The 12366-nt window shown below is 42.8% G+C and carries 12 protein-coding genes and 1 tRNA gene; 1 reads left to right on the top strand and 12 read right to left on the bottom strand.

Going from position 1 to position 12366, the window contains the following annotated elements; translation table 11 throughout:
- Nucleotides 1-103 precede the first annotated feature (103 nt).
- The 11 genes from holA to FC15_RS04420 all read right to left on the bottom strand — a co-directional run bounded on the left by holA (nt 104) and on the right by FC15_RS04420 (nt 11164).
- On the bottom strand, nt 104-1147 hold the full coding sequence (holA, locus tag FC15_RS04470; protein ID WP_162258403.1) for a DNA polymerase III subunit delta: 1044 nt from the start codon (nt 1145-1147) through the stop codon (nt 104-106).
- Entirely contained in the window at nt 1137-3425 is a 2289-nt protein-coding gene (locus FC15_RS04465; protein ID WP_057824374.1) for a DNA internalization-related competence protein ComEC/Rec2, read from the bottom strand. Before FC15_RS04465 ends, holA begins: the two co-directional genes overlap by 11 nt.
- Entirely contained in the window at nt 3416-4135 is a 720-nt protein-coding gene (locus FC15_RS04460; protein ID WP_083479094.1) for a helix-hairpin-helix domain-containing protein, read from the bottom strand. The genes FC15_RS04465 and FC15_RS04460 overlap by 10 nt, the downstream gene beginning before the upstream one ends.
- A 98-nt stretch (nt 4136-4233) precedes the next feature.
- On the bottom strand, nt 4234-5277 hold the full coding sequence (locus FC15_RS04455) for a SepM family pheromone-processing serine protease (RefSeq protein ID WP_057824372.1): 1044 nt from the start codon (nt 5275-5277) through the stop codon (nt 4234-4236).
- Nucleotides 5278-5766 (bottom strand): pantetheine-phosphate adenylyltransferase, encoded by a 489-nt coding sequence (coaD, locus tag FC15_RS04450; RefSeq protein WP_371861351.1) that lies wholly within the window; start codon nt 5764-5766, stop codon nt 5278-5280. It lies immediately after the preceding gene.
- Nucleotides 5767-5771: 5 nt separating this feature from the next.
- Nucleotides 5772-6326 (bottom strand): 16S rRNA (guanine(966)-N(2))-methyltransferase RsmD, encoded by a 555-nt coding sequence (gene rsmD / locus FC15_RS04445; protein ID WP_057824368.1) that lies wholly within the window; start codon nt 6324-6326, stop codon nt 5772-5774.
- Entirely contained in the window at nt 6326-6595 is a 270-nt protein-coding gene (locus FC15_RS04440) for a YlbG family protein (protein ID WP_235803334.1), read from the bottom strand. The genes rsmD and FC15_RS04440 overlap by 1 nt, the downstream gene beginning before the upstream one ends.
- A 36-nt stretch (nt 6596-6631) precedes the next feature.
- Nucleotides 6632-7834: an FtsW/RodA/SpoVE family cell cycle protein gene (locus FC15_RS04435; protein WP_057824364.1), complete on the bottom strand. Its 1203-nt coding sequence runs from the start codon at nt 7832-7834 to the stop codon at nt 6632-6634.
- A 171-nt stretch (nt 7835-8005) separates the two neighbouring features.
- A complete protein-coding gene (typA, locus tag FC15_RS04430; protein ID WP_057824362.1) occupies nt 8006-9850 on the bottom strand; it encodes a translational GTPase TypA in 1845 nt (614 codons plus the stop codon).
- 111 nt (nt 9851-9961) lie between these two features.
- The gene (locus tag FC15_RS04425; protein WP_057824360.1) at nt 9962-10735 is read right to left on the bottom strand and encodes an inositol monophosphatase family protein; all 774 of its coding nucleotides are present in this window, start codon (nt 10733-10735) and stop codon (nt 9962-9964) included.
- Between the two features lie 138 nt (nt 10736-10873).
- Nucleotides 10874-11164, bottom strand: coding sequence for a UPF0223 family protein (locus tag FC15_RS04420; RefSeq protein WP_057824358.1), 291 nt, complete (start codon nt 11162-11164; stop codon nt 10874-10876).
- A gap of 241 nt (nt 11165-11405) precedes the next feature.
- On the opposite strand from FC15_RS04420, the gene def reads away from it, so the two are divergent.
- Nucleotides 11406-11969, top strand: a complete 564-nt coding sequence (gene def / locus FC15_RS04415) for a peptide deformylase (protein WP_057824356.1) — start codon at nt 11406-11408, stop codon at nt 11967-11969.
- Nucleotides 11970-12215: 246 nt separating this feature from the next.
- On the opposite strand, the gene FC15_RS04410 is transcribed toward def, so the two are convergent.
- A tRNA-Ser gene (locus FC15_RS04410) sits at nt 12216-12307 on the bottom strand.
- Nucleotides 12308-12366: the final 59 nt, after the last annotated feature.

Genomic DNA, 12366 nt, shown 5'->3' with positions numbered 1-12366 from the left:
GTCACCTCCAAAGTAGACTTTTCAAACTTAACAGAAATATTATATCAAAATGTGGTAGATATGCAAGTCCCATTTGTGAATCCTGCAGGTTAAAAGCATGATTTTAGCGTTTCGCAGAGAATTTAATAATTAATAATTCCAGCGCCTGCGCCTTATCAGCGCGCCCCGTTTTGATTTTAAAATCCAACGCGACCAATTCTTGAAACATTTGTTTTAATTCAATTAACCGAAATTTTTGCTCTTGTTGCATCGCCAATTTGACTCGATAAGGATGAACTTTCAATTGACTGGCAATATCACCCTGCGCATAGCCTGCATGTCTCAAGATTTTAACTTGTAAAAGTAACCGCACTTGCGCGGTAATTAACGCTAACAATTGGATCGGCTCGTTACCATTTCGCAATAAATGCTGATAACGTTCCAGCGCGTTCTGTTGGACATGTCCTAAAGTTTCTGCGACCAATTGAAAAACATCATCTTCGATGACTTGCTCAACGGCTTGGTCGACATCGTCCACTGAAATTTGCTTCCCTACGCCCACATACAATGCCAATTGCTTTAGTTTGGCGACAGCCAAAGTATAGTGTTCATCGACACGATGCAATAATAGCTCAAGCGCTCGCGGATCAATGGTCACATGTCGCAAAGTTGCTTCCTGGTTCAGCATGCTTGTTAATCGATAGCCTTTCAGCTCAGAAGCATCCACAATTAAAGCGTGATGTTCAATTGCCTTCGTAATTTTTTTTCGTTCATCTAATTTTTCGTAATTTGCCCAAAAGACTAATTTGGTGGTCGGTTGCGGATGTGCCAAGTAATCAATCAAGGCATCGAATTCGTGTTCAATTTTATTTTTACGAGTCTCTGCTGTCAGAAAAGTGGGCTGAGTCAATACAACGAGTCGCCAATCACCAAAGAAAGGCACTGACGCCGCGTCATCCAATGCCGCACTGATATTATCTTCACTCAGGTCGTAGCGTCCGTAGTTCATTTCACGTTCTTCGGACGACAACAATTGCTCGAAGTAAGCTTTAGCTGAATCCAACAAGGCCTGTTCCTGCCCAAGAACTAGGGTAACAGGTGGCAACTCATCGATTGTCATTTTTTGTAATTGGGTCACCGAAATGGCTTGATTTTTTTTACTGGCCACGAATTCGTTCATCTCCTCTCAGCGTCGTACGCAACTGAATACGACGCGTTAATCGATGCTGCTGCCATTCAATCATACCATAATGCGCCGTGTTTAAGAATGGTAAATCCTGTTGCGTGAACGTCGCTAATGTTTCTTCATTTGGATGACGATAGCGATTATTTCGGCCGGCTGAAATGAGCGCAAGTTCTGGATGAATTGCACGAATAAAGTCAGGATCACTTGCCGTCTTGCTCCCATGATGTCCAACTTTCAAAACATCGACCTTCAAATTTGGAAACAAGTCTAAAATTTCTCGTTCATGTGCTCGATCTAAATCACCGGTAAACAGCCAACGCTTCGATCCCACATTGATCAATAACGACAACGAATCCTCATTATGACCGTAGCCTGAATGTTGTGGTGCGACAAATAAGCCTCGAAGTCGACCACTTTCCAGAAGATCCCCCGCTAATTTAGGACGATATTGAGTTGCAAATCGACTTGCTTTTACCTTGCGGACAAAACTAGGATTCTGATCCATCCCTTTCGTGAACAATAACTGAGTCACTGGTATCTCTTTCAACAAAACATCTAAATCACCGAGATGGTCTGCATCCTGATGCGTGAGCAGGACGTGATCCAAGTGATCAATTCCCTGCGATCTCAAATATGGCACCGTAATTTGTGCCACTCGTGATGAGCGACGTCTTTCTTGCCATGCTGGCCGTTTAAAGCCAAGTTGTCCGCCGGTATCAATTAGCAATGTTTTTCTCGGAAAGGCGGTCTGAATAAGAATACTATCGCCTTGGCCAATGTCGATTACCGTCACCTTATCTACCAACGGCATTTGATGTGTCACAACCGTCCACACAAAGGGCAACAGCATGAACAGACGCAGGGGCCTTGAAATGCTTTTTTTCTCAGAAGCTAACAAACCGCAACACACGATAATCATCAACGCGACGATGGATAGACTCCCGATCATTAATTGCGCTGGTAACCCTTCGTTAAGTAAACTCAATCCTCGATATAAAATTCTCCAAATTGGTTCAATCCATTGACTAGTGCGAGGCACGAAAAGGCTCATGATTGTCAGGGGTAAAATTAAATAGGAAAACAATGGTGCAAACAAGCCACCCATCACTAAAGCCAACAGATTAAACGTGTAAGTCCAAAAAACGACGATTCCCATCGTGAGGTAGCTTAATCTCAACTGAAGTCGCCACCGATTAAGATTTCGTGGCATCAAACGTAAGGCTAGTGAAAGCGTGAAGCTTAATTGTGGCCCGATTTCAAGCATAGCAGCTGGTTGCAACCATAAACAAAGCAACAATACGATCATTAACTGATCCAAGGTTCCCAAATGACAAGAAACTAACCGACATATTTCTCGAATCAGATACATTAAAATGGCACGTAGGATACCGATTTGGCCGCCAACAAAAAGTGCGTAAATAGGTAGCATCAATATCAGCAGACCTCGACTCACCTCGTCGACAATTCTGAGTGAAGAACCAAATTTTCGAACGATCATAATCAAGAGGTCAACGTGCAATCCAGACAACGCAAATAAATGAATAATTCCGAGCGTACTCAGCAATTCTCTAATCTGAAAGTCATCACGATCGGAATATCCTGCAATTAATGCGCGCAAATGAAACGCACAATAGCGTGGTTGCGTCGCAGTCCAATTCAAAAACGCTTTACGAAAATGAGCAATCCAGTCGCTTAAAGAACTCGGATGTTTCGTCTGAAAGCTTTTAAGCTCACCCTGAATCTGCCATTTGATCTGTCGATGCGCCGCCCAACGCTTGAAGTCAAATTCCGCTTGATTCGTGGGTGGTGCAATTTCACACAACTCCATTTGGTCTAACTGGAGATAAATTCGATGGCTGTTTTTTGTGAGCTGCCGCTTCTGCTTTTGACTGTGTAATTTGATCATCACAAATACCCGGTTATCTTTTGATTTTGCGGTACCAGTCAAAAGATCACCATTTATTTTATATTGATCCGCTGGTATGGTGAAAGTCCCACTACCTGTGAGTCGATCTGTTTCAGGCATTGTAAAGGTCATCTGTCGCCAACCAAATAGGGCTAACAAGCTAAGTGTGATGATTGACAATGAAATCGAACGGCTACAAAATAATCGCCAGATGATGAGACCACTCAAGCATAACCAGACCACCTCATATTGACGCGTCCATAAATAACCAAGCAAGACAAGCACGCTCAGCACTGGCAAAAACAATTTACCCACCGCAGAATCATCGAGACCGGGTTGATGCTTCAAATGCACAATTGATCCTTAATCTTTGCCAAAGTTTTTTCACCGATACCCGAAACTTTCGTCAATTCATCCACTGACTTAAAGCCACCGGCTGTTTCCCGATAGGCGACAATATCAGCGGCTTTCTTGGGACCAACACCACTAATTTGTTGTAATTGAACGATATCCGCTTGATTAATGTTGATGGGTGCTTGATCCTGACCATCCGCATCATTTGACCCGTTGGCAGAACTGCCTACAGTCGTGCTATCATAAGCCGGCTGTGGCGCAGTAGTGAGTTGTTCACCTTCTTTAGGAATGTAGATACTCATGCCATCCTGTAATGGCTGTGCAAGATTGATTTGCCGATCGTCGGCTAATTGTGTCAGTCCTCCTGCAAGTTTGACCAGATCATTGATACGAGCATGTTCTGAGACCTGATAAACATTCGGTCGTTGCACCTCGCCTTTGATTTCAACATAATATTGGACGGGTTGATTAGACGACCTCTCAACGCTCGCCGCTGAATGTGTCTGCTGACTTGCTGCAGCTTTTTTTGACGAGGCCTTGGCTGTTTGTACCTCCGTCAGTAACTGCGGTTCATGTGTTCTCCTTGAGGGTGTCTGAAGCTGATGAAAAATAATCACCCCTAACAATGTCAAAATAATTACCCCAATAATGATAATCTGGATCGGTTTCTGCCGATATTGAATTTTAAAACGCGCCCATAATTCTGTCATTATGATCACCTCACTATTAAATACACAAAAAAGCCACGGATTTACCGTGACTTTTTCTGAACATTCAACAAGGCATAACCATCAATTTCATCTCGATCTTAATTCGGATGATTCTTGAGGTAAGTGATCACATCGCTAAACTTCTTGACTGGAACAATTTTCATCTTTGTCCCAATCTTCTTGGCTGCCGCTAGTGCCGTATGATAATTATTGACATAGGTGGGGTCTATTTTTTTGATGGCTTTGGTGACTGGATCGTCAGGTGCGAAGAACAGTGTTGCACCTGCTCGATCAGCGGCGACAACTTTTTTATCAATCCCACCGATGGCACCAACATTACCATTGACATCAATTGTGCCGGTTCCGGCAATATTGCGACCGTGGCGTAGCTTCTGTTGCGTTAATTGCTCGTAAATTTGTAACGAGAACATCATGCCTGCGGACGGGCCACCAATTTCACCAGCATCGATTTTAACCGGAATCTTCGTCTCAATCGTCGTGCGGTCAGTTAACGTAATGCCAATACCGTTTTGCTTAGTTTGAGGTAGTTTGATAATCTTCGCAGTGGTTTGTTGCGTCTGATTAGCGTGTTGATACGTCAGTTTAACCGAAGTGCCAAGTTTTTTAGACTTCAAATAATCAATGAATCCCTGATTATTATCAAATTGATGTCCATCGATGGCAGTGATTGTATCGCCGACTTTGATCTGATTGAACACACTGGACTGTTTAAGCACGTCCATGACATAAATGCCGCGAAATTTAACTTGATATGACTTCTTAGCAGCTTTAAACGCTTGAGCAATCGCGTTATTGATCGAATTCTGCATGTAATAGGTTTGAATTTGATCATAGGTTTCATCATCTTCATTCCCCATGAGTTCTTGCTGCGTCAAAATATCTTGAAAAGGTTCAAACTTCGCTTTCAACCAACGAAACGGTGTTGCTTGCATGATACCAACCGTCACAAGCATGTAATTTCCTTTATTCTGATCTGTCTGACCGTCAACTTTGACGAATTGATTCAAAGGTTCAGCGGACCCCGGCTCCTCAATGTAGCGTGGTAATGGCAACCCGAAGAACACCAGGATGACTAGAACAGAAATAATCAATGTGATCGCATATTTTCGCCAGCGTTTCATCTAGTCATCTCCTAATTTTTGACGTAAGAGCTGAATAGCGATTGGCGAGAGAAACTCACTGACATCCCCGCCGAATTGCAAGACTTCTTTGATCATGCTCGATGAAACGAAGGCATTTCTGGCATCCGCCAACAGAAAGACAGTTTCAATATCCGGCGCCAAGACCTGATTCATCTCGGCAATACCAGTCTCATAAGATAAGTCGCTGGTGTTTCGTAGACCCCGGATCAAAAATTGTGCGCCGATTTGGTGAGCCAGTTCCGTGGTAAGAGTTGCTGGATGTGCGATGACCGTGACATTTGCCAAATCATGAACTGCATCTTGAACGACCTGCATCTTTTCAGCTGGCGTCAACAAATAATGCTTACTCTCATTAGTCATCAAAGCAACCACCACTTCATCAAACAGGGGCAATGCTTTTTTTACAATTTCTAGGTGCCCTTTGGTGAAGGGATCAAAACTGCCAGCAAACAAGGCCACTCTTTTCAACACAATCACCCCTTACTATACTGATAAACAGAAATCTTCGTGATACCATAATCATGCTGCTTGATTAATTCAAAACCAGATGGCAACTCAATATCGTCTTCTCGCTCAGTCTCGACGATGACGCGCGCCGCATCAGCCAACAACGACAACTCTGCTAACTTGGTCAATAGCTGATGAATGATTTTAAACCGATAAGGCGGGTCTAGAAAAACATAATCAAACTGTTGTTGTTCCGCGGCTAATAGCGTCAAAGCAGATTGTGCCGGGATCTTCAGCAAACGAAAACGTTCCGTTGCTTTCGTGACAGCGATGTTATCTGTGATCACTTGAATGGCTTGACGTTGTTTATCAACAAGAACAGCACGATCACAGCCTCTCGAAACAGCCTCAATTCCTAAACCACCCGTACCCGCAAAAAGGTCCAGAACTTGACCACCATCGAAAAAAGGACCAATCATGCTGAACAGTGCTTCCTTAACTTTATCGGTCGTTGGACGCGTCTGATTTCCAAGAACTGCGCTTAATCGACGACCACCATATTCACCTGCAATAATTCGCATTAGTTCTCACCACTACTTGCGGCTAGTGCTTCGCGATCTAGTTTCATACCCAAATTCAAATCAAGCTGTTTGCGTGGCGAAACATCTACTTTTCTGACAAAGCGTAACTCGTTCAAAGCTTTTACGGTCGACTCAAGCTGCGCTTCATCCAGATAGAGCACGACATACTTCATGCGCTTAGAAATATGGTAAATCATGCCATAACGCCGTAATTGGCGAACTTGTTTCAAAGAATATAACCAGACAGATAGCGAGATACGCTCTTTCATTTTAAACAATGGTTCACTTCCTCACTTAAATTCAATTCATGATAATGATGACGGAACTTGTGACTCGCGTAAACGTTGTTCGCTGGCACTCACATTGAGAACTAGACCGATACAAACGGACAACACCAACATACTCGAGCCACCATAACTAATAAAGGGTAACGTTACACCGGTAATCGGCAAAAGGCCTAGCAAGCCGCCCACATTAAACAACGTTTGAACAAATAACATCGCACTGATGCCATAACAAATGAGCATATGATACGTGTTATGGGAACGCATGCCGATTAGAAAACTACGAACAATCAGTAAACCGATCAACAGCAAAATGATCGATGCGCCAATCACGCCAAGTTCTTCAGCAGTAATCGATAAAATAAAGTCAGTATATGGCTCTGGTAGATAGCCTCGTTTTTGGATGCTATTCCCCAAGCCTCTGCCAAACCAGCCGCCATTATTAATGGCGTAGTAAGAATTGACCAGCTGTGCACCACCATGTTTTTCCAACGCAAAAGGATGCATAAATGCACGGAGGCGGTCAAACTGATAGAGCCGCAAGTGCAACACTTTTAAAATTAAAGACGAGCTGCTCAGCTGTCCCAAAAAATTAATTGCGGTACCCAGACCCACGAGTAAGATGCCACCGACACCCAGGCTAACGATCCACGGAATACCACTTGCAAAGAGCATCACGGCAACAATGAACCCAAGAATTGCGGCACCCCCCATATCAGGTTGCAGTAGCGTTAAGAACATAACGCCAAGTGCAATCACAACTGGTGGCCATAACGTTTTGAGATAATTATTTCGTCGCAAAAACATTTCTTTACGTCCCAAAATAAACGCAAAATAGAGTACCAGGCTCAGTTTAGCAGGCTCCACAGGCTGAACATTGAAAAAACCAAAATCATACCAACCCACTGCACCATTTTGGGCGGCAGCAGGATGAATGATTCGCAGAACCTGCAATCCAAGAAGTGATAAAAACGTCAACACTAACAGGATAATCACGAAACGTCGTGAATACCACAGATGGATTTTCATAAAATAGCAGAAAAATAGCAAAAATAAACCGACCACTGCAAACGCAATCTGTCGAATAACATAAGTAAATGGTGAACTTCGAAGTGTCAAAAGTTCAGCCGAGCTAGCTGAATAGACCATCACAATACCAATTAGTACGAGTGCTAAATATGGTAATAAGATCCAATAATCAAGGTGTTGAAGTTTTTTCTTCAAGAAAGACAACCCTTCCCAGTCAAAATGGTTACCGTTATTATAACATCACTTAGAAGCACAAAAAAACATCGACTCATATATTATTTAAAAATGAAGGAAAATTCGTAACTTTGAGACACAAAAAAAGCCGAATAAAATCGGCTTTTATTTTAATCGTTCAATAAATTGAAATTACTTGTCAGAAGTCATCTTACGACGTTTGTCGCTCTTACGACGTTCGTTTGTATCCAAAATCTTTTTACGTAAACGAACACTTTGAGGTGTGACTTCACAGAATTCATCTTCATTTAAGAATTCGATAGACTCCTCAAGCGTCAGGTCACGTGGTGTCCGAATGGCAGCCGCATGATCTTTACCAGCGGCACGCGTATTCGTCAAGTTCTTACCCTTCGTGACGTTAACCGCAATATCCTGTTCACGGCTGCTCTGACCAACAACCATGCCTTCATAGACTTCGACACCAGCATCGATAAACAGCTCACCACGGTCTTCTACAGACTGGAGGCTATAAGTAGTCGCTAGGCCTTGATTGATTGAGACAAGGGCACCACTACGACGTCCTGGCGTCCAATTTTTGATTACTGGCATGTACTTCTCGTACGTATGGTTAAGAATACCATAACCACCCGTCATCGACATGAACTCAGTTGAGTAGCCAATCAAACCACGCGAAGGTGCCAAGAAAATCATTCTTGTTTGACCATTACCAACGGCTTCCATGTTTTGCATGTCACCCTTGCGTTGTGCCATCGAATCAATGACTGCACCCACATATTGATCAGGTGTATCAACTTGAACTGTTTCAAATGGCTCGCTTAACTTACCATCAATTTCTCGATAAATAACTTCTGGACGTGAGAGTTGCAATTCAAAACCTTCACGACGCATTTCCTCGACTAAAATTGACAAATGTAATTCGCCACGGCCGGAAACAACCCAGGCGCCAGGAAGATCTGTATCATCGACACGCAACGAAACGTCCGTGTGCAATTGAGACTTTAGACGGTCTTCCAATTTACGTGCAGTCACAAATTTACCTTCGCGACCAGCAAATGGTGAATCATTAACCGCAAACGTCATCTGCAACGTTGGGGCATCAATACGTAAAACAGGTAAACGATCTTGATGATCGATAGGTGTCACCGTTTCACCGACGAAAATATCTTCCATCCCTGAAACAGCAATCAAATCGCCCGCTTTAGCTTCGTTGACTTCAATTCGTTTCAAGCCAAAGAACCCAAATAACTTCGTGACCCGGAAATTCTTAGCGGTGCCATCAAGCTTCAGAACAGAAACACTATCGCCAATCTTAATTTGACCACGGAAAATACGACCAACACCAATACGGCCAACATAGTCATTGTAATCAAGCATCGCAACTTGGAATTGTAAAGGATCTTCACTATTGTCAATAGGTGCAGGAATTGTGTTCAAGATCGTATCAAAGACAGGATCCATGGTATGTGCCTGCGTTGCAACTTCTGCCTCAAGACTCGAAGTTCCGTTAATCGCACTGGTATAAACGACTGGGAATTCCAATTGATCTTCGTCGGCACCAAGCTCGATGAATAATTCGAGGACTTCATCAACAACTTCTTCAGGACGAGCGCCGGGGCGATCGATCTTATTGATGACAACGATAGGTGTTAAATGTTGTTCCAAGGCTTTTTTCAAAACGAAGCGTGTCTGTGGCATCGTGCCTTCAAAAGCATCGACAACTAGGAGCACCCCATCTACCATTCGCATGATACGTTCAACTTCACCACCAAAGTCAGCATGCCCTGGAGTATCCAAGATGTTGATTTTGTGATCATGATAGTCGACAGCAGTTACCTTTGATAAAATAGTGATACCACGTTCACGCTCAATTGGATTCGAGTCCATTGCTCGGTCTTCCAAATTAATATGTTCGTCAAGTGTATCTGATTGTTTCAATAATTCATTAACAAGCGTTGTTTTACCATGATCGACATGGGCGATGATGGCAATGTTACGTATATCTTCACGTGTTTTCAATGAGTTTCTTCCTTCCAAAAATGCGTAAAATTACGGTAAAAATCAAACAGTCAAGTAAGATAATAACATAAATTTTACTCGGCTTACAGAAAATTATTCGATAAATCGTTTTCAACTTTGCAGTTGTTTAAAATAACGCCAAAAATCAGGCAATCCAGTTACAATTGTCTCCCGTGACATTAACGTTGGTTGCTCACCTGAAGATAAATGAGTCTCAATCCCAAGCGCAACCCCTATTGCTTGCCCCGCTGCATAATCCCAAGGCGACAATTTTGAAACGTAACCGATTTGTTGACCAGTTAAGAGTTGAATAAACTCAATTCCAGCACTACCAGTAATTCTGACACCAGAACTGGCGCGGCCCAATTGCTGAAGTTGATTTTCGTTACTTGCAAACATACCACCATTCACGCCAATTAAGCCATCAGCAAGCGGACGATCAGCCAGTGGTGCGAGCGGTCGGCCGTTAAGCGTTACACCAGTCTCAGGACCTCCAACAATCAATTGTTCACCCATAACATCCAGAATAGCACCAACAATAGGCTCACCATCTAGATAAACCCCGATCATTGTCGCAAAGTTCTGCTTCTGTTTGACAAAATTCATCGTTCCATCGATGGGATCCACGAAAAATATTAATCCGGAAAGATCGTTGACGATATCGCCAAAGCCTTCTTCGCCGAAAATTTTTGCTTGCGGATAATTTTGCCTGATCTGACGAACGTAGAATTGCTCGATCTCCTTATCTCGGTTCGTGACCAGATCGTTGCGACCGCTCTTCGTTGAAATCTGAATTTGTTCTGTCATTCGTTGCCTGATTTTATCACCAGCAACCGTTAGCCATGCGACTAAATCATGTTGGATTTTAAAAGCTTCAATCCCCATTTGTATCCTCTAATCTCTCATTTTCGTTAAACGCTCGTTGTCACTCGATACGTGAATTCACTTAACTATGTAGCTTAACACAGTGGCAACCCATCTAAAGAGTCGTCCTTAATGCCGATCTTCTCTAAAGAGTCGTCCTTAATGCCGATCTTCAGACGTTAAATGGATTGTTTTTGCACTACTGTGAAGTGCTGCCTGAGTCACTCGATAGATTGAATACGACGTCGTTTCCTCAAATTCCCTGTCAATTTGCTTCTGTGTCATCTTAGCGGGCACAACTTGTTGGTAAGCGTGCCAATCTGCTAGATATTTTTCAACATTGAGGTGACCTTCATAAGCACTCTCAACGTCATTGAAAATTTTCATGACAGTTAATAACTCTTCATTAGACCAATCCGGATCCAGCGGATATGAATAATTTTGTTTCATCGCAACTCCATCTCAATGTTTTGTTATGTTATTTTACCACAAAAGCACCCTTGATTTATAGTCCAATCAGCGAAAGCACGTGAAAAGCATATTGCAGCATTTTGAATCATCACTAAATTTTCCTGCGAATACGCCATGACTTATGATTTAGACGAGAGAGATTTTTGAACACCCCTTTTAAATGCGCCGATTTTTTGCTAGACTTATCCTAATGAGTTTGAAAGATTTGGAGGATTTTTCTTTGATTTTAATGAATGATATCGTTCGCGATGGCGATCCAGTTTTACGGCAAGTTGCGGCAAACGTCCAATTCCCGTTAAGTGATGAGGACCAACAACTTGCTAAAGACATGATGGAATATCTTGAAAACAGCCAGGTACCAGAACTTTCTGAAAAATACGGACTGAGACCAGGTGTTGGACTCGCTGCCCCACAAGTTGGTGTTTCTGAAATGATGGCCGCTGTACTTGTTCCAAGTAATGAGGAAAATGGGAAGCCGCTTTTTAAAGAAGTTATCATCAACCCAGTGATTATCAGCCACTCCGTACAACCAGTTGCGTTGTCCGAGGGGGAAGGCTGCTTATCCGTCGATAAAGACATTCCTGGTTACGTCGTTCGTCACGATCGGATTACACTCCGTTACACCGACGTAAAAGGTGAACAGCACAAGATTAGATTACGTGACTATCCCGCAATTGTTTGTCAGCATGAAATTGACCATCTCAACGGCCACCTCTACTATGACTTAATTGACAAAGAACATCCTTTCACGTTAAAGGACGCAAACACGGTGATGGTAGACTAATCAGTTGATTTCTGATATTGAAATTTAAGCAGAGTTAACGCAACGCTCTCTGGTATCGGCCAACCGCCGGTACCAGTTTTTGTTTTCAAAAAATATCCATCAACTCAGTTGGCGAAGAACCAAGAACTTTAGTTTCAATATCAGAGATCTACAGGTACAGGTGCACTTTATTGGGTAAACAAAAAGATCTTACTAAATGAATAGTAAGATCTTTTATTGATAGAACGCTAATCCGTTCAACCATTACGGAGAGTAAGGGATTTGAACCCTTGATACAGGTTTATGCCCGTATACATGATTTCCAATCATGCTCCTTCGGCCAGCTCGGACAACTCTCCATTACTCCGGTTGTCAGACTCGAACTGACGACATCTTGATTAACAGTCAAGCGCTCTAC

The sequence above is a fragment of the Lapidilactobacillus concavus DSM 17758 genome (assembly GCF_001435835.1).
GTDB classification, from domain to species: Bacteria; Bacillota; Bacilli; order Lactobacillales; family Lactobacillaceae; genus Lapidilactobacillus; species Lapidilactobacillus concavus.
The sequence above is the reverse complement of the archived record's forward strand: the minus strand, read 5'-3'. Positions and strand labels throughout refer to the sequence as shown.

What these genes read in the sequence shown, in the direction of transcription:
- FC15_RS04460 (WP_083479094.1), bottom strand. Translation starts at nt 4,135, where the DNA reads ATGACAGAATTATGGGCGCGTTTTAAAATTCAATATCGGCAGAAACCG.
- FC15_RS04455 (WP_057824372.1), bottom strand. Translation starts at nt 5,277, where the DNA reads ATGAAACGCTGGCGAAAATATGCGATCACATTGATTATTTCTGTTCTA.
- rsmD (WP_057824368.1), bottom strand. Translation starts at nt 6,326, where the DNA reads ATGCGAATTATTGCAGGTGAATATGGTGGTCGTCGATTAAGCGCAGTT.
- FC15_RS04440 (WP_235803334.1), bottom strand. Translation starts at nt 6,595, where the DNA reads ATGAAAGAGCGTATCTCGCTATCTGTCTGGTTATATTCTTTGAAACAA.
- FC15_RS04425 (WP_057824360.1), bottom strand. Translation starts at nt 10,735, where the DNA reads ATGGGGATTGAAGCTTTTAAAATCCAACATGATTTAGTCGCATGGCTA.
- FC15_RS04420 (WP_057824358.1), bottom strand. Translation starts at nt 11,164, where the DNA reads ATGAAACAAAATTATTCATATCCGCTGGATCCGGATTGGTCTAATGAA.